The sequence below is a fragment of the Aquihabitans sp. G128 genome (genome assembly GCF_019048865.1).
GTDB lineage: Bacteria > Actinomycetota > Acidimicrobiia > Acidimicrobiales > Iamiaceae > Aquihabitans.
In genome coordinates this window covers 1,184,022-1,200,420 of sequence record NZ_CP077604.1, presented here as the reverse complement: position 1 = coordinate 1,200,420, position 16,399 = coordinate 1,184,022, and the positions used below count along the sequence as shown (strand labels likewise).

Below are 16,399 nucleotides of genomic sequence, written 5' to 3'. Positions count from 1 at the left end.
CCATCCTCCACGTCGACATGGACGCGTTCTTCGCGTCGGTCGAGCTGCTCCGGCACCCGGAGCTGCGGGGCCAGCCGGTGGTGGTGGGTGGCACGGGGGGAGCGGGGCGTGGTGGCCGCCGCGTCCTACGAGGCCCGGGCCTACGGCATCCACAGCGCCATGCCGTCGGTACGGGCCAAGCGGCTCTGCCCGCACGCGGTGTTCCTCGCCGGCGACCACGCCCACTACGGGGAGGTGAGCGCGCGGGTCATGGACCTGTTCCGGGCCATGACCCCCCTGGTCGAACCGATCTCGCTCGACGAGGCCTTCCTCGACGTCTCCGGCGCCCGCCGCCTGCACGGCACCGGCCCGGAGATCGCGGCGGCGTTGCGGGCGAGCGTGCTCGAGTCCGAAGGCCTCCACTGCACCGTGGGCGTGGCCCGGGTGAAGTTCCTGGCGAAGCTGGCCTCGCAGGCCGCCAAGCCGCGGGCGTCGCGGCAGGGCACCCGGCCCGGCCGGGGCGTGGTGGTGGTCGACCCCGAGCGCGAGCTGGCCTTCCTGCACCCGCTCCCGGTGCAGGCGCTGTGGGGCGTGGGGCCCGCCACCCTCACCCGGCTCGAGCGGTTGGGCGTGCGGACCATCGGGGACCTGGCCACCCTGCCCGAGGCCACCGTCGTGGGCGCCTTGGGCGCCTCGTCGGGTCGCCACCTGCACGCGCTGGCCAACGCCATCGACGACCGGGTGGTGCAACCCGACCAGGCACCGAAGTCGATCGGCCACGAGGAGACCTTCGCCCGGGACCACCACCGCCCCGAGTCGCTGCGCCTCGAGCTGCTGCGCCTGAGCGACGCCGTCGCCACCCGCCTCCGGGCGGCCGGGGTGGCCGGGCGGACCGTCACCATCAAGGTGCGCTTCGGCGACTTCACGACCATCACCCGATCGGCCACCATCGCCGGCGCCACCGACTCCGCCCGCGAGGTCGGCCGGGTGGCCCGCACGCTGCTGGACGCGGTTGACCCGGCGCCGGGGGTCCGGCTCCTCGGACTCAGCGTGAGCGGCCTGGACGACGGCGCCGTGCGCCAGCTCTCCTTCGACGACCTGGCGGCGCCGGAGGACGACGGGCCCGTGCGGGCCGGCACCGCCGAGTGGACGGCGGCCGAAGCGGCCGTCGACGCCATCCGCGCCCGCTTCGGCGCTCGCTCGGTCGGCCCCGCCAGCCTGGCCGGCCCCGACGGGCTCCGCATCGCTCGCCGAGGTCAGCAGCAGTGGGGCCCGGACGAGGCCGGCGGGCGCGCCGAGCCCCGCCCTCGCCCGGGCGGCTGATCAAACGGACTTCTCGGGCGGCACGCGTTGTTGCCCGGAGGTGGCTGTGCGAGACTGGCCCACAGCCGGGAGCCCGCCCGGCGGGCACGAAGGGGTCTGCAAGGTGCCGCTTTCCGAGGACGAGCAGCGAATCCTCCAGGAGATCGAGCAGCAGTTCTACGCGAACGACCCCCACCTGGCCGGGGAGATGGGCAACCACTCCATCTACGCCCACTGCCTCCGCCAGATGAAGTGGGCCGGGGCGGCCTTCGCTGCTGGCGTGGTCGTCCTCGTCGTGGCCCTCGCCACCGCCACGAACTTCCTCGTCGCCTTCGGGGCCTTCGTGGTCATGCTGGCCGCCGCCCTCTGGTTCGAGCGCAGCCTCCGCAAGATGGGCCGGGCCGGCATGGAGCAGCTGGGTCGCTCGCTGCGCACCGGCGGCCTGCGGGACTACCTCGGCTCGACCTCCGAGCGCTTCAAGGGCCGGGCCCGCCGCGACACCGAGGCCGACGGCACCAGCCCCGACGCCTGACCTACCGCCCCTGCGGGGGCGGTCCGGGCCGCTCCATCCAGGTCGGCACCGGTTCGAAGCCGAGCTGCTCGTAGAGCGGCCTCCCGTCCTCGGTGGCGTGGAGGGAAAAGGCGCGCACGCCCAGCTCGGGCCCGGCGGCCAGGCAGGCGGTGGTCAGGGCGCGGCCGATGCCGAGGCGGCGGTGCGCCGGGTCGACCCACACGTGCAGCAGGTGGCCCACCAGGGTCCGCTCCTCCTCTGGACGCGGTGGGAGGTCGTGCAGCACCACCGACGCCAGGCCCACGGCCCGGTCGTCGACCTCGGCGAACCACGTGTGCAGGCGCCCGGACTCGGTGCGCTCGGCCAGCCAGCCGGCGGTGCGCGCCGTGAACGCCGGGGAGCACGTCGAGGGGTCGGTGCCCCGGTGGTCGGCGAGGAACGCCAGCCGCAGGCGGGTCAGGAGCTTCGAGGTCGTCGGGGCCGGCCCGGCGGATCCGCATGGCCGGAGCCTGGCAGCCGTGCGGCCGCCGCGGCGAGCGCGTTCCGCCCCGTTCGCCGACGGGGTGGGGGCCGGCCCGCGGCGGCTCAGGTGGCCGGGCGGGGGCGGCCGAAGGCCTCGCGCCAGGAGAGGCGGCGCCGGACCCGCTTAGCGGTGCTCTGGCGGCCGACGGCCTCCTGGCGCAGGGCGTCGGCGATGGAGGCGGCCTCGTCGGCGGCGGCCGGGCTGGACCCCGACGGGTCCCAGGCCGCCCGGGTGGCGAGGCTGGCGAGGGCGGTGAACGGGCCGGCCTGGCTGCCGAGGCCGGGGCCGGCCCGGCGCGCGAACTCGTCGTGGGTCTCGGCGGCGTGGGGGTGCAGGCCCGTCAGCCACCGGACCGGTCCCAGCGCCGCCTGCCAGCCGTCGAGCACCGCTGCGGCCGCCCGGTCGACCGGCCGGCGCCGGCGGGCGCGGACCACCGGTGCGAGCAGGAGGGCGAGCAGCCAGGCCAGCGCCAGCACCCCCAGCGCGACGGCTGCCAGGACGGTGCGGCTCGGGCCGGAGCTCGACCCGTCGTCGGCCGTCGTGGGGGTGGCGGCGGTGCGGGGCACGGTGGTGGCGGGCGCCGTCGGCCCGGGGACGGTGGAGCTGGCCGTGGGGCCGGGCGCCGTGGTGGTGGTGCTGGTGGTGGAGATGGTGATGTCGGGCGCCGCCTGCTGCTCCCGCTCGCCGGTGTACTGCTCGGTGTCGGGCATGCCGCGGCCGGGGGTGGGCTCGAAGGGCACCCAGCCCAGGCCGGCGAAGTAGACCTCCGGCCAGGCGTGGGCGTGGCGCCCGCGCACCTGGTACGTGTCGGCCTTGCCCTTCACCGCATCGCCGGGCGTGAACCCCACCGCCACCCGGGCCGGGATGCCGAGCGAGCGGGCCATGGCGGCGTAGGTGCCGGCGAACTGCTCGCAGTACCCGGTGCGGGACTCGAGGAAGTCGACCATGGCGCTGTCGCTGTGGCCGGCGGGCACGTCGAGGGAGTAGGTGAAGCGGCTGCGGAACCAGTCCTGGAGGGCGAGGGCCTGGTCGTAGCGGCCCTCGAGCCCGGCGGTGACGGCGCGGGCCGCCTCGCGGGCCAGGCCGGGGAAGCCGGCCGGCAGGTCCAGGTAGCGATCGCTGATGGCGTCGGGCTGGCCGTCGCCCGACGCCCGCAGGGCGTCGGCCTCGAAGACGGGGGTCTCGGAGACGACCGTGTAGTCCAGGCCCGCCGGCGTCACGTCGGTGCCGTCGTCGAGCTCGTCGATCACCAGGGTGGCCGAGCCCGAGTCCCAGCTCATGTCGTCGCTCGCGTCCTCGAGCTCGCGGGCCTGGTACGCCACCGGCACCCACGTGGTGGCCAGGTCCTGGACCGTCACGTGCTGCCGGTTGCGACGGGTCTGCTCGATGCGGGGCGCAGCGCGGTCGAGCCGGCCGTCGGCCTCCTCCACCGGGTTGCTGCTGCGCCAGATCTGGCCGTCGAAGATGTCGAGCGAGGTCAGGCGCCAGTAGGCCTTGCGGTCGGCCCGCACCTGGAAGAGGGGGGTGCTCGTCTGGTTCACGAGGCGCTTGCGGAGGTCGACGATCGGGCTGACGGTGGTGCGGTCGCCGCGGCTCCCGTTGTCGGCCCGCCACTTGACCAGCGGGTCGGACCCGGAGCCCGGCAGGTGGGGCCCGACCACGGCGCCGCCCACCAGGCCCACCACGGCCAGGGCGGCACCCGCGCGCAGGATGGCGCGCGGCCCGGTGACCGGTGAGGTGGTCAGCCAGGCCTGGTCCAGCTGGGCTCGCAGCGCCCGGTGGCTGGCCACGAAGAGGAGCACGGCGCCGGTGAACGCCGCGGCCGACGAGAAGCGGTGGTCGCCCGAGCCGAGCATGGCGCAGAACGTGAACAGCACCGCCGGGGGCGCCACGGCTTCGATGGTGGCCCGGAGCCGGAAGGCCGCCCAGTCGGAGAACCACACGGCGCCCCACAGCGCCAGGCCCGACGTGAGCTGGAAGCCGGGGGTGACCGGCGCCGGCGCCGCCACCTCGTCGAACTGGGCCCGGCTGAGCCGCAGCGCGTCCTGCGCGGCGTGCCAGGTCTCGGTGGTGGGGAGCCCGTAGCGGGCGGTGGCCGGGAAGAGGATCCAGGTGGCGGCCAGGGCCCCGCCGACGACGGCGAGCACCGCCACGAGCGGGGCCGGCACCCGCCGACGGCGCGCCACCACCGCCAAGACGTGGGCGCCGACGACGAACGTGGCCAGCGGAAGGGCGAACGAGCCCTCCTCGTAGAGGCGCGAGAAGCCCAGCACCACGCTCAGGTGCACCAGCAGCAGCGCGGTCTCGCTGACCGCTGCCGGCATGCGGGCGGCGGCGCCCCGCGCCGGCTTCGGGCCGCCGCCGTTCGGCTGGCGACCGGCCGGGGCGGCCGAGGCGGGGCGGACGGCGGTGGCGGTCACGATCGGCCCGCCGGGCGGAGGGCAGCCGACCAGGCCGCTGCGAACGAGCCGCCCGGCGGCACCGGGACGAGGTCGGGGGCGCCGGCCCGGCCCGCCGGGGCCGCGAGGTGGTCGGCGATGCTGACGATCCGGACGCTGGCGAACCGGGAGCGGTGCGCGGCCAGGGCGGCGAGGTCCGCGGCGTCCGGCGCGCCCGTGACCAGCACGAGGCCGCCGGTGCGGCTCCGGCCGTCGGCGGCGACCTCGGGCAGCCGCTCGCCCGGGTGGCGCTCGACCAGGGCGAGGCGCTCCAGCAGCGTGTCCCGCCCGGCCCGCGCATCGACCAGCCCGGTGTCGACGCCGTCGGTGATCACCAGCCGAGCGCGGTCGCCTCGGGCGGCCACGGCGTGCAGCAGGCTGGCGGCGGCCGACACCGCCTGCTCGAACCGGTCGTGGTTCAGGCGTCCCTCGCGAGCGTCGAGCAGCACGGTGAGGTGGCCCTGCCACGGCGGGTCGTCCTGGCGGACCAGGAGGTCGCCGCTGCGTGCCGTCGACGCCCAGTGCACGCGGCGCAGGTCGTCGCCCACCACGTAGGGCCGCAGCGTGGCGAAGTCCTCGTCGCCGGCGCTGCCGAGCACCGGGTGGGCCACGCCGGCGAGGGGATCGTCGAGGCCCCCGCCGGCGGCCAGGCCCACCAGCGGCTCGATGGCCGGCAGCACGGTGAGCGCCGTCTGCTCGGCCACCGGGAAGCGGCGGCGGGCCAGGCCGAAGGCGTCGGTGCGCTCGGCCTGCAGGGGACCGGCGCGCACCAGGCCGCGCCGCTCGGTGGGCAGCCGGTAGCTCGCCGCCTGGCGGTCGTCGGGGCCCAGGGGCGCGAGCGACACCCGTGCGCCGATGGTGCCGGCCACCGGGTCGTGCAGCGTGAGCACCGGGGCCCGGCGCTGGCCGACGTTCGTGATGCGCAGCTCCACCCGGCTCTGTCCGCCGAGGTGGACGCGACGGGGGTGGACCACCCGCTCCACGTCGAGGCGCGGCACCGGGCGCCGCACCTGGACGACGGCGGCGGCCACCAGCACGAGGCCGGTGGCCCCCATCAGGTAGAGCTCCGGCAGCCCGAAGACGCGGCCGGCCACCAGCACCGCGACCGAAGCCACGGCCAGCGCGGTGCCGGACCGGGTGATCACGATCGCTAGGCCACCGTGTCGGCGGGCTGGGGCGCCGGCAGGGGCACGCGGTCGAGGAGGTCGAGGACGACGTCGGTGGCGGTGGTCCCGCCGACCTGGGCCTCGGGGGTGAGGAGGATCCGGTGGGCCAGCACGGGGACGGCGAGCTCCTTGATGTCGTCGGGCACCACGAAGGTCCGACCTCGCGTGGCGGCCCGGGCCCGGGCCACCCGCTGCAGGGCGAGGGTGGCACGGGGCGACATGCCCACCGCGGTGGACGGGTGGCGGCGCGACGCCTCGGCCAGGTCGACGAGGTAGCCCTGCAACGGCGCGGCCACGTGCACGGTGCGGGCCGCCGCCACCAGGCCGCTGACCTGGCTGGCGGTGAGCACCGGTCGCAGCTGGCCGAGCCGGTCGTCCTCGCCGTGGGTCTCCAGGATCTGGAGCTCGGCGTCGCGGGCCGGGTAGCCCATGGAGATCCGCATCAGGAAGCGGTCGAGCTGGCTCTCGGGCAGGGCGTAGGTGCCCTCGTGCTCGATCGGGTTCTGGGTGGCGATGACCATGAACGGCGGCGGCAGCTCGTGGGTGACGCCGTCGACGGTGACCTGGCCCTCGGCCATGGCCTCGAGCAGGGCCGACTGCGTCTTGGGCGACGCCCGGTTGATCTCGTCGGCCAGGACGATGTTGGCGAACACGGGGCCACGCCGGAACTCGAAGCGGTTGGCCGCCCGGTCCCACACGTTGACGCCGATGACGTCGGTGGGCAGCAGGTCGGGCGTGAACTGCACCCGCCCGAACGGGGAGTCGATGGACGTGGCGAGGGCCTTGGCCAGGGTGGTCTTGCCGACCCCGGGGACGTCCTCGACCAGGAGGTGCCCCTCGGCGATCAAGCAGAGCAGGACGAGGTCGATGGCGTCGTCCTTGCCCTGGATGGCCAGGCCGATGTTGTCGCTGATGGCCCGATGCAGGCCGGCGAAGCTGGCCGGCCGCTCCGCCGGGGTCCCAGCAGCGTCTTGGTTGGACACCTGTGCACGATCCTGGTCGGGGGCGAGAAGGGGTCAGGGTACTTGGCGCCACGAGCGGTGCGCGGGCGGCTTCGGGCGGGCGGTGGGGTGCGTGCCATGCTTCCGGCGTGGAGCACGTGCTGGCCGTCGACATCGGCGGGACGAAGATGGCGGCGGCGGTGGTCGACGCCGCAGGAGCCGTGGTCGCCCGCCGCCAGGTGCCCACCGAGGGCGACGGCGGCGAGGGCCTGTTCGCCACCCTCACCACCCTCGTCGACCAGGTCCGGGCCGAGTCCGGGCTCGACGTCGCCGGGTGCGGGGTCGGCTGCGGCGGACCGATGAGCGCCGGCGGCGAGACGGTCTCGCCGTTGAACATCGGCGAGTGGCGGGAGTTCCCGCTGCGCGAGCGCCTGGCCGCCCACACCGGGCTGACCACCTGGGTCGACAACGACGCCAAGGCCCTGGCGCTGGGGGAGGGCTGGATCGGCGCCGCCGCCGGCCACCACGACTACGTCGCCATGGTCGTGAGCACCGGCGTGGGCGGCGGGATCGTCCTCGACGGCCGGCTGCTCGACGGCACGGGCGGCAACGCCGGCCACATCGGGCACATGAACGTCGTGCCCGACGGGCGGCTCTGCGCGTGCGGGGCCCACGGCTGCCTCGAGGCCGAGGCCTCGGGCACGGCCATCGCCGCCACCACCGGCAAGCCGGCCAAGGAGGCGTCGGCCGAGGTCCGTCGACGCACCGGCACGCTGGTGGGCCGGGCGGTCGGATCGGTGGCCAGCCTGCTCGACCTGCAGCTGGCGTGCGTGGCCGGCTCGGTCGCCCTCGGCTTCGGTGACGCCTTCTTCGTAGCCGCCCAGGCCGAGATCGACCGCACGGCCTGCATCGCCCACGCCCGGGGCACCACCATCCGCCCGGGCGGGCTCGGCGACGCCGGCCCGCTGGTGGGCGCCGCCGCGGTGGCGTGGCGCGCGCTGGGCCACGACGTCGGCGTCCGATGACCTCGCCGCGCTTCTGGCTGGCCGTGCTGGTCGGCCTCGCCCGGCGCCCGGCGCTGTGGCCGGTGGCCGCCCAGCAGGCAGCGCGCCTCGCCCGCCCCGGCTGGTGGCGACGACCGCCGTTCCTCCCGCTGCCGGACCCGGACTACCTCCGCTTCCGGCTGGAGACGCAGTACGGCAGCGACCGCGAGCCGGAGCCGCACGACGTCGTCGTCTACCTGGGGTGGTGCCGGGAGTTCGGCCACCTCGGCCGCACCCCTTCCTAGGCCCCGAGATCGCCGCCTCCCGAGGGTTCCGGACCGGTAGCCTCCCGGCATGGTCCGAGCGCTCGTGCTCAACGCCACCTACGAACCGCTGGCGGTCGTGACCGGCCGTCGGGCCGTGGTGCTGGTCCTGGCCGACAAGGCCGACGCGCTCGACGGCTCCGGGCTGTGGCTGCACGCCGAGCGGCTGGCCCTCGAGGTGCCCTCGGTCATCCGGCTCCGGTCCGTCGTGAAGGTGAGCCGGTCCCGGGACCTGCCCATCAGCCGTCGCGGCGTGTTCCTGCGCGACGAGCACCGCTGCCAGTACTGCGGGGACAAGGCCGAGACCCTCGACCACGTGGTGCCCAAGAGCCGCGGGGGCCAGCACTGCTGGGAGAACGTGGTGGCCGCGTGCCGCCCCTGCAACGTCGACAAGGCCGACCGGCTCCTGCCCGAGACCCGCTTCTCCCTGCGCCGCCCGCCCACCCAGCCCCGCCGCCTCTCGTGGGTCACCGTCGCCGTCGGGCAGGTCCCCGACCAGTGGCGGCCCTGGCTGCCCATCGCCGCGTGAGCGAGCCCCTGGTCGAAGTCGAGCTGGTCCGGGTCCGGGTGCCGCTGCGGCAGCCGCTGCGATCCGCCCACGGCGAAGAAGCGGTCCGCGACCTGGTGCTGGTCCGCGCCGGGCTGGCCGACGGCACGTCCGGGTGGGGCGAGTGCTCGGCGCTGGCCCGGCCCACCTACACCGGCGAGCACACCGCCGGCGCGTGGGCCGTGCTGCTCGAGGAGCTGGTGCCGGCCGCCCTCGAAGGCCGCGACGCCGGCGTGGTCGGCCACCCGATGGCCACCGCAGCGCTCGCCACGGCGCGCCTCGACGCCGCCCTGCGAGGTCGGGGCCGCCGCCTGGTGGAGCACCTGGGTGCGGCGCACGGCCGACCGCGCGAACGGGTGGCGGTCACCGCGGTCGTCGGCCGCGCCGAGGCGATCGACGACCTGCTCGCCCTGGTGGCCGAGCACGTCGCGGCGGGCGTCGCCCTCGTCAAGCTGAAGGTGACGCCGCACCCGGCCGACCTCGCAGCGGTGGCGGCGGTGCGCGCCGCCTGGCCCGACCTGCCCCTCGCCGTCGACGGCAACGGCTCCCTCGACAACCGCTCCCTCTCGATCCTGGCCGAGTCCGACCTCGCCTACGTCGAGCAGCCGGCGCCGGCCGAGGACCTGCTCACCTCGGCGGCCATGGCCAAGCGCGTGGGGGTGCCGATCGCCCTCGACGAGTCGATCACCTCCCTCGGCGCCCTGGAGACGGCGCTCACGGTGGGGGCGGGCTCGATCGTGAACCTCAAGCCGGGGCGGGTGGGTGGGCTCGACGTCGCGGCCGACCTGGCCCGCACCGCGTTCGACGCCGGCTGCGGGGTGTTCGTGGGGGGCATGCTCGAGACCGGCGTGGGCCGGGCGGCGGCCGCGGCGCTCGCCGCCCTCCCGGCGTGCACGCTGCCCACCGACCTCGGCCCGTCGAGCCGCTACGTCGAGCACGAGCTCACCGAGGAGGTCGAGGTCGACGCCGACGGGCACCTGCTCGTGCCGGCCGGTCCCGGGATCGGCGTCACCCCGATCCCCGAGCGGCTCGACGCCGTGGCGGTCGATCGGTCCTTGCGGTGCCGGTGACCATCGGCGGCCGGTGGCCCGTCGCCCGCTACGCCGGGTCGGCCACCGAGTTCCACGAGCGGGCCATCCCCGAGCCCGCGGCCCGTGCCGTCTGGTGGTTCGAGGTGACCCGCGCCGCCATCGCCCTCGGGAGCACCCAGCGGTGGGACGTGGTCGACCCGGTCGCCGCCGCGGCCGCCGACGTCGAGGTCGTGCGACGCCGCAGCGGGGGAGGGGCCGTCTGGCTCGAACCGGGGGCGGTGACGTGGATCGACGTGATCCTCCCGCACGACGACCCCCGCTGGACCGACGACGTGAGCTGCGCCGCCCTCTGGCTCGGCACGGCCTGGGCCGGCGCGCTGCACGACCTCGGCTTCCGCGACGCCCGGGTGCACGACGGGCCCATGGTCCGCACCCCGCACTCCGGCCTGGTGTGCTTCGCCGGCCTCGCGCCCGGCGAGGTGGTGCTGGGCGACGCCAAGGTCGTCGGCATCTCCCAGCGCCGCACCCGAGCCGGCGCCCGCTTCCAGTGCGCCGTCCTGCACCGCTGGGACCCCGAGCCGCTGGTGGCCGTCTTGGCCCTCCCCGCCGCCGAGCGCCATGCCCTCGTCGTCGAGCTCGCCGATGCCGGCACCGGCCTCGGCGCCGTCGCCCCCGAGGCCATCGTCGGCGCCCTCCTCGCCCGCCTCCGCCTCCACCCCTAGCTGTAGTGACCCGGTAGGTCGTTGACGCGGCTGATGGGTGGGCCGCCGACGGCGGTGTGGTGCCGGTGATGGTTGTAGAGGTGGAGCCAGTCGTCCAGGGCTGCGGTTCTGGTGGCGTTGTCCGGCCAGGGCTGCACGTAGGCCCACTCGTCTAGGAAGGTGCGGTTGAACCGCTCGACCTTGCCGTTGATCTGAGGCGAGTAGGGCGGGATCGACCAGTGCCGAGCACCGGCCTCGCCGATCGCGTCTTGGAAGCGGGCGCAGAGGTACGCCTTGGCGTTGTCGGTCATGACCCCGGTGACATCGATGCCGTGGTCCGCGTAGAAGGCTCTCGCCCTGCGCCAGAACGCGACGCAGGTGTCGGCCTTCTCGTCAGGGTGGATCTCGCTGTAGGCGAGCCGGGACTGGTCATCGACCGCTGAGTGGATGAAGTCCCATCCTGGGCCACGCTTGCGGTTCGGGCGGCTCTCTCGGCCGTGGACCCGCCAACCGCCGCCGTCGGGAACCCGGCCAAGCTTCTTCACGTCGACATGCACCAGCTCGCCCGGCACGCTCCGTTCATAGCGACGGATCACCCGACCTGTCGGCCGGTCCATCCACGCGAGGCGGTTCAGACCGAGCCGACACAGCACCCGGTGGACCGTCGACGCCGGGACCCCGAGCCGGGCGGCGATGCGCACCGGACCGAGCTTCAGTGTCCGCCGGAGGTCCTCGATTGCGGACTCGAGCTCGACGGGGCTGCGATGCGGACACGACCGGGGCCGGCTCGAACGGTCGATGAGGCCGGCTTCGCCGTCGTCTTGCCACCGCCGCCACCACTTGTACGCGGTCGGGCGGGAGATCCCCATCTCCGCAGCCACATGGGCGACTGGTCGGCCAGATTCGATCCGCATCACCAACGTGAGCCGGCCAACGGGCGTGAGCCGAGCGTTACCGTGCACTTCGAGCCTCCTGGTTCGAGCGTGGGTCCTAGACAGCTCCACACTCGCCCAGGGGGGCTCACTTCATGCTCGGACCGGTGTCAACAAGGTCCGTGGTCACTACACCTAGCCCCACCCGAGCCCACCCGGCAACGCCCCGGGCCCTTCCACCTCCGCACCCCGGCAACTTGTGGGCTGAGGCTGCCGTTTTCGGCGCTCTCGGCCCACAAGTTCGAGGGGGTGTTGCGGGGGTGTCCGGCCCAGCCCGGAACTTGTGGGCTGAGGCTGCCGTTTTCGGCGCTCTCGGCCCACAAGTTCGAGGCGGTGTTGCGGGGGTGTCCGGCCAGCCCGGAACTTGTGGGCTGAGGCTGCCGTTTTCGGCGCTCTCGGCCCACAAGTTCGAGGCGGTGTTGCGGGGGTGTCCGGCCCAGCCCGGAACTTGTGGGCTGAGGCTGCCGTTTTCGGCGCTCTCGGCCCACAAGTTCGAGGCGGTGTTGCGGGGGTGTCCGGCCCAGCCCGGAACTTGTGGGCTGAGGCTGCCGTTTTCGGCGCTCTCGGCCCACAAGTTCGAGGGGGTGTTGCGGGGGGTTTCGGGAGGGCCCGGGTGGGTGGGCGGATGGGGGCGGGTGGGGCTCACGGTGCGTGGTGGGGCGGGGGCGGACGGCGGTGGAGATCGAACGGCTGTTCTCTAGGCACGAGGAGGTGATTGGGTTACTCTGGGTCCAGATGGCAGAGCATGGGGTGAGCGGGGGTGCGGCAGCACCGGTGGAGGCGGCGGCGACGCCGACCCTTCCTGCGTACGGCCACGCCCCGTTCCGGGGGGGTCTTCCGGCTCAAGCTCGAGAGCAGCGGCCGCGTGGTCCTGCCCTCGGCGCTCAAGGGGGCGTTCGACGTCACCGGCCTCCTGCGCCCGCACCGCGACGAGTACCTGAACCTCTGGACGCCGAGCGGCTTCGACGCCGTCCTGGCCGAGTTCGCCGCCAGCCAGCCCGGCGGGGTGGTGGCGCCCCGCACCCGGAAGCGCCTCTCGATGTCGGCCACCCCGGTGACCATCGACAAGCAGAGCCGCTTCGTCATCCCGCCCGAGCTCAAGGCCCGGGCCGGGCTCGGCGAGCGCATCGTGCTGGCCGGCGCCATCGAGACGATCGAGATCTGGTCGGCGGAGGCCTTCGAGGCCGAAGAGGCCACCTTCGACGACGCCGACCTGTTCTTCGACGGGTTCGAGGGGCTGTGAGCACGCCGTGCCCTGCTCCCTCCTCGCACCCCCAGCTCCCGCGGGTCGGCCGGCGATGACCGACCCGCGGCCCTTCGTCCACGAGTCCGTGCTGCTCGACCGGGTGCTGGAGCTCTTCGCTCCGGTGCCCAGCGGCACGATCGTCGATGCCACCCTTGGCGGCGCCGGCCACGCGGCGGCCCTGCTCGAGGCCCGATCGGATCTCCGGATCCTCGGTCTCGACCAGGACCCCTTCGCCCTGGCCGCAGCGCAGGCCCGACTCGCCGAGTTCGGCGACCGGGCCACGGCAGTCCATGCCCGCTTCGACCAGCTGGCGACCGTCGTCGCCGCGGCCGGCGCCGCCAGCCAACCGATCGTCGGGGTGCTGTTCGACCTCGGCGTCTCGTCGCCGCAGTTCGACCGGCCCGAGCGGGGCTTCTCGTACCGCAACGACGCCCCGCTCGACATGCGGATGGACACCACCCGGCCCCGCACGGCGGCGGACCTGGTGAACGGCCTCGACGAGCGCGAGCTGGCGTCGCTGCTCCGCCGTTACAGCGATGAACGCTTCGCCACCCGCATCGCCCGGTCCATCGTCCACGCCCGGCCGGTCACCACCACCGCCCAGCTCAGCGCCCTCGTGGTCGAGTCCATCCCGGCCCCGGCCCGTCGCAAGGGCGGCCACCCGGCCAAGCGGACCTTCCAGGCCCTGCGCATCGCGCTCAACGAGGAGCTCGACGTGATCCCACCCGCCCTCGACGCCGCCATCGACGTCGTCGTGCCCGGCGGCCGGGTCCTGGCCATCACCTTCCACTCCGGCGAGGACCGTCTGGTGAAGGAGCGCTTCCGCCGCGCCGAGGACGGCGGCTGCACCTGCCCGCCCGGCCTGCCCTGCGTCTGCGGCGCGGTGGCCGAGGCCCGCCTGCTCAAGCGAGGCGGTTGGGCCCCCACCGCCGAAGAGACCGCCCGAAACCCCCGTGCTGCCAGCGCCCGCCTCCGTGCGGTCGAGAAGTTGCCCGCCCGACCCGTCGAGGACCAGAGATGACCAGTCCCGTTCGTGCCCCCCGCCCGACGCCCCGCTCCCACCCGGCGTCGCCCGCGCCGAGCTACCGCCCCGACCTCCGGGTGGTGCGCGCACCTGCCCGTCGCGCCCGCACCGGCGTGTGGTTCGCCCTGTCGGTCGTGCTGGTCTTCGGTGCCCTCTTCGTGGCCGCCATGGCCCACTCGATGTTGGTGAGCGGCCAGTCCCACCTCGACGAGGTGAACGGCGAGATCCGCACCGAGAAGCAGGCGCTGCAGCGCGAGCAGCTCCGCCTGGCCGAGCTCCAGTCGCCGGTGCGCATCGCCGAGGCCGCCGAGGACCAGGGGATGGTCGACGGCGGCCCGTCGCCCTGGATCGCGCCGGAGTCGCACGGCTCGAGCTCGGCCGACGACTCGACCAGCACCGGCACCGACGCCGATCCGGACGGCACCACCACCCCCGCCGGCACCGGCGACCAGCTCGCCTCGGCGACCGACGAGGGGACGGCTGGCCAGCGATGACCGAGCGGGACGACTTCGACGACCTCGACGAGTTCTTCGGCCCCCGCACCACCCGCCCCGCACCCCGCACGTCGGGCCGCGCCGCCGGGTCCACGGGCACCCGCCGCCCCGCCGCCCCCCGGGGCTCGCAGGGCGCCGTGGCGCGCCCGGCTCCCGCCCGCCGCACCGCCGCGGCTTCCACCCGCCGCACCGCCTCGGCCCGCACCGCCTCGGCCCGTCCGGTCCGCTCGGACCGCCCGGTCCGGGCGTCTGCGTCGGCCCGGCCCGAGCACCGCTCGCTCACCTCCCGCCCCGCTCCGGCCCGTCGCCGGCCTTCCGCGGCGGCCGCTGGCGCGAGCGCCCTCGGGGCCATCGGCGGCCTGGCCACCGGTCGCCGGGGCGCCATCGACCACGCGCCGCGCCCGTCCCGTCGTCCCCTCCAGCCGCTGGCGGTGCCGGTGCACCCCGAGCTGGTGCGGCGGCGCACCCACCGTCGGCTCATCGGCTTCGTCCTGGCGGTCGTCGCGGTGGCCGGCGGCCTCGGCGCCAAGCTGACCGACCTCCAGATCACCGACCGCGAGCGGTGGGTGGCCTACGGCGCCAAGCAGCGGGAGGGCTACCGCATCCTCCCCGCCGCTCGGGGCGGCATCTTCGATCGCAGCGGCGTCGCGTTCGCCCTCTCGGTGCCGATGCCCGACGTGGTGGCCGACCCGCAGGCGGTCGAGCACCCCAAGGCGACGGCGGAGGCGCTGGCGCCCATCCTCGGCATCCCCGAAGCCACCCTGCTGGCCAAGCTGTCGAAGGGCAACCGCTACCAGCTGCTGGCCCCGACGGTCTCGAACGCGGTGGCGGACCGCGCCCGCAAGCTCAAGCTCCCCGGCATCACGTTCGAGGACCAGTACGTGCGGCGAAACCCCAGCGAGGGCCTCGCCCGCGGGATCGTCGGCAGCACCTTCGCCAACGGCACCGCCGACGCCGACGGCCACCAGGGGTCCACCGGGTTGGAGAAGGCCTACGAGGACCAGCTGCGCGGCACGCCCGGGAAGCTCACCTTCGAGAAGGGCGTCGGCGGCGGCACCATCGCCGGCAGCCAGCAGAAGCTCGACCCCGCCAAGCCTGGCACCAGCCTCTACCTCACGCTCGACCAGTCGCTCCAGTACTCCACGGAGCAGGCTCTGGTCGACCAGGTGGAGGCCACCGGGGCCCAGCAGGCGATGGCCGTGATCAGCCGCCCCTCGACCGGCGAGATCCTCTCGATGGCCTCGGTCTCGCGGGGCAAGGACGGCACCATCGCCGCCACCGGCGACAACCAGCCCGTCTCCACCGTGTTCGAGCCGGGCTCGGTCAACAAGATGATCACCCTCGCCGGCGCCCTCCAGGAGGGCGAGATCACCCCGGAGACCACCTTCTCGGTGCCCGACCACCTGCTCATCGCCGACCACGACTTCACCGACCACGACCCGCACCCCGAGGAGGCGTGGTCGGCCACGGACATCCTCGTGACCTCGTCGAACATCGGCACGATCAAGATCGCCCGGCAGCTGGGCAAGGACAAGATCGACCAGTACCTGCGGGCCTTCGGCTTCGGCCAGAGCAGCGGCCTGCCCTCCGAGGTCGCCGGGATCATGCTCCCGGTCGACAAGTGGTCGGGCACCAGCATCGGGTCCATCCCGATCGGCCAGGGCATCTCGGTGACCGCCCTGCAGATGCTCAGCGCCTACAACGTGATCGCCAACGACGGGGTCTACGTGGCCCCGAAGCTGGTGGCCGCCACCGACGACGGCAGCGGCAAGCTCCAGACGCCGGCCTCCGCCCGGCGCCGCGTGGTCTCCGCCGACACGGCCGCCCAGATGACCGGGATGCTCACCAAGGTCGTCAGCGACGGCACCGGCAAGCCCGCCGCCATCCAGGGCTACGAGGCGGCCGGCAAGACCGGCACCGCTCGCATCCCGCAGAAGGGCCCGCACCTGGACCCGGCCGACGCCTACCAGGACGCCGCCGGCCGCTACCACTACGCCTCGAGCTTCGTGGGCTTCGTGGCCGGCGCCGACCTGTCGATCATCGTCACGGTCCAGGAGCCCAGCTCCTCGATCTACGGCAGCGACGTGGCCGCCCCCGTCTTCTCCCAGCTGGCGTCGCTCGCCCTCCGCAAGGAGCAGATCCCGCCGCCGGCCCTGGTGCAGGCCTCTCGGGCCGCCGTGCCCGAGCTCAGCGCCTCCGCCCGGGAGATCGACGCCGAGGATCCCGGTCCCGAGCGCGAGACCACGCAAGGCTGACGG

General features: G+C 74.9%; 16 protein-coding genes. 11 read left to right on the top strand and 5 right to left on the bottom strand.

The features are described 5' to 3' along the window. Positions 1-111 precede the first annotated feature (111 nt). Positions 112-1,302, top strand: coding sequence for a DNA polymerase IV (gene dinB, locus KSP35_RS05645; RefSeq protein ID WP_216999723.1), 1,191 nt, complete (start codon positions 112-114; stop codon positions 1,300-1,302). A gap of 103 nt (positions 1,303-1,405) precedes the next feature. Next, positions 1,406-1,813, top strand: coding sequence for a DUF3040 domain-containing protein (locus tag KSP35_RS05640; protein ID WP_216999715.1), 408 nt, complete (start codon positions 1,406-1,408; stop codon positions 1,811-1,813). Position 1,814: 1 nt separating this feature from the next. Here the strand turns inward: KSP35_RS05640 and KSP35_RS24045 are convergent, their stop codons facing one another. The 4 genes from KSP35_RS24045 to KSP35_RS05620 all read right to left on the bottom strand — a co-directional run bounded on the left by KSP35_RS24045 (position 1,815) and on the right by KSP35_RS05620 (position 6,902). Continuing rightward, on the bottom strand, positions 1,815-2,132 hold the full coding sequence (locus KSP35_RS24045) for a GNAT family N-acetyltransferase (protein WP_254127190.1): 318 nt from the start codon (positions 2,130-2,132) through the stop codon (positions 1,815-1,817). 245 nt (positions 2,133-2,377) lie between these two features. Next, entirely contained in the window at positions 2,378-4,735 is a 2,358-nt protein-coding gene (locus KSP35_RS05630) for a DUF3488 and transglutaminase-like domain-containing protein (protein WP_216999714.1), read from the bottom strand. Continuing rightward, complete coding sequence (locus KSP35_RS05625) at positions 4,732-5,898, bottom strand: DUF58 domain-containing protein (RefSeq protein ID WP_216999712.1); 1,167 nt, start codon at positions 5,896-5,898, stop codon at positions 4,732-4,734. The genes KSP35_RS05630 and KSP35_RS05625 overlap by 4 nt, the downstream gene beginning before the upstream one ends. A gap of 5 nt (positions 5,899-5,903) precedes the next feature. Continuing rightward, positions 5,904-6,902, bottom strand: a complete 999-nt coding sequence (locus tag KSP35_RS05620; protein WP_254127006.1) for a MoxR family ATPase — start codon at positions 6,900-6,902, stop codon at positions 5,904-5,906. Between the two features lie 107 nt (positions 6,903-7,009). On the opposite strand from KSP35_RS05620, the gene KSP35_RS05615 reads away from it, so the two are divergent. From KSP35_RS05615 to KSP35_RS25200, 5 genes are read left to right on the top strand one after another with little or no spacing between them, the layout of a single operon-like run. After that, positions 7,010-7,885 (top strand): ROK family protein, encoded by an 876-nt coding sequence (locus KSP35_RS05615; RefSeq protein ID WP_216999710.1) that lies wholly within the window; start codon positions 7,010-7,012, stop codon positions 7,883-7,885. Continuing rightward, positions 7,882-8,148, top strand: coding sequence for a hypothetical protein (locus KSP35_RS05610; RefSeq protein WP_216999708.1), 267 nt, complete (start codon positions 7,882-7,884; stop codon positions 8,146-8,148). The genes KSP35_RS05615 and KSP35_RS05610 overlap by 4 nt, the downstream gene beginning before the upstream one ends. A 49-nt stretch (positions 8,149-8,197) precedes the next feature. Then, positions 8,198-8,695 carry an HNH endonuclease gene (locus KSP35_RS05605; RefSeq protein WP_216999706.1) on the top strand — a complete coding sequence of 166 codons (498 nt, stop codon included), beginning with the start codon at positions 8,198-8,200 and terminating at the stop codon, positions 8,693-8,695. Continuing rightward, the gene (locus tag KSP35_RS05600; RefSeq protein ID WP_216999704.1) at positions 8,692-9,783 is read left to right on the top strand and encodes an enolase C-terminal domain-like protein; all 1,092 of its coding nucleotides are present in this window, start codon (positions 8,692-8,694) and stop codon (positions 9,781-9,783) included. The genes KSP35_RS05605 and KSP35_RS05600 overlap by 4 nt, the downstream gene beginning before the upstream one ends. Further along, positions 9,774-10,466, top strand: a complete 693-nt coding sequence (locus KSP35_RS25200; RefSeq protein ID WP_216999702.1) for a hypothetical protein — start codon at positions 9,774-9,776, stop codon at positions 10,464-10,466. Before KSP35_RS05600 ends, KSP35_RS25200 begins: the two co-directional genes overlap by 10 nt. On the opposite strand, the gene KSP35_RS05590 is transcribed toward KSP35_RS25200, so the two are convergent. After that, the gene (locus KSP35_RS05590) at positions 10,463-11,359 is read right to left on the bottom strand and encodes an IS481 family transposase (protein ID WP_254126950.1); all 897 of its coding nucleotides are present in this window, start codon (positions 11,357-11,359) and stop codon (positions 10,463-10,465) included. The two genes, KSP35_RS25200 and KSP35_RS05590, sit on opposite strands and share 4 nt — an antisense overlap. Positions 11,360-12,242: 883 nt before the next feature. Here KSP35_RS05590 and KSP35_RS05585 point away from each other — a divergent pair. Genes KSP35_RS05585 through KSP35_RS05570 form a run of 4 tightly spaced genes read left to right on the top strand, consistent with a single transcriptional unit; the run spans position 12,243 to position 16,396 of the window. After that, on the top strand, positions 12,243-12,620 hold the full coding sequence (locus KSP35_RS05585; protein ID WP_216999700.1) for a division/cell wall cluster transcriptional repressor MraZ: 378 nt from the start codon (positions 12,243-12,245) through the stop codon (positions 12,618-12,620). A 55-nt stretch (positions 12,621-12,675) separates the two neighbouring features. Next, positions 12,676-13,644, top strand: coding sequence for a 16S rRNA (cytosine(1402)-N(4))-methyltransferase RsmH (rsmH, locus tag KSP35_RS05580; RefSeq protein ID WP_216999698.1), 969 nt, complete (start codon positions 12,676-12,678; stop codon positions 13,642-13,644). Further along, positions 13,641-14,141, top strand: coding sequence for a hypothetical protein (locus KSP35_RS05575; RefSeq protein ID WP_216999697.1), 501 nt, complete (start codon positions 13,641-13,643; stop codon positions 14,139-14,141). Before rsmH ends, KSP35_RS05575 begins: the two co-directional genes overlap by 4 nt. Continuing rightward, positions 14,138-16,396 (top strand): penicillin-binding protein 2, encoded by a 2,259-nt coding sequence (locus KSP35_RS05570; protein WP_216999695.1) that lies wholly within the window; start codon positions 14,138-14,140, stop codon positions 16,394-16,396. Before KSP35_RS05575 ends, KSP35_RS05570 begins: the two co-directional genes overlap by 4 nt. Positions 16,397-16,399 lie beyond the last annotated feature (3 nt).

What these genes read in the sequence shown, in the direction of transcription:
- KSP35_RS05610 (WP_216999708.1), top strand. Translation starts at nt 7,882, where the DNA reads ATGACCTCGCCGCGCTTCTGGCTGGCCGTGCTGGTCGGCCTCGCCCGG.
- KSP35_RS05605 (WP_216999706.1), top strand. Translation starts at nt 8,198, where the DNA reads ATGGTCCGAGCGCTCGTGCTCAACGCCACCTACGAACCGCTGGCGGTC.
- KSP35_RS05590 (WP_254126950.1), bottom strand. Translation starts at nt 11,359, where the DNA reads ATGCGGATCGAATCTGGCCGACCAGTCGCCCATGTGGCTGCGGAGATG.
- rsmH (WP_216999698.1), top strand. Translation starts at nt 12,676, where the DNA reads ATGACCGACCCGCGGCCCTTCGTCCACGAGTCCGTGCTGCTCGACCGG.
- KSP35_RS05575 (WP_216999697.1), top strand. Translation starts at nt 13,641, where the DNA reads ATGACCAGTCCCGTTCGTGCCCCCCGCCCGACGCCCCGCTCCCACCCG.
- KSP35_RS05570 (WP_216999695.1), top strand. Translation starts at nt 14,138, where the DNA reads ATGACCGAGCGGGACGACTTCGACGACCTCGACGAGTTCTTCGGCCCC.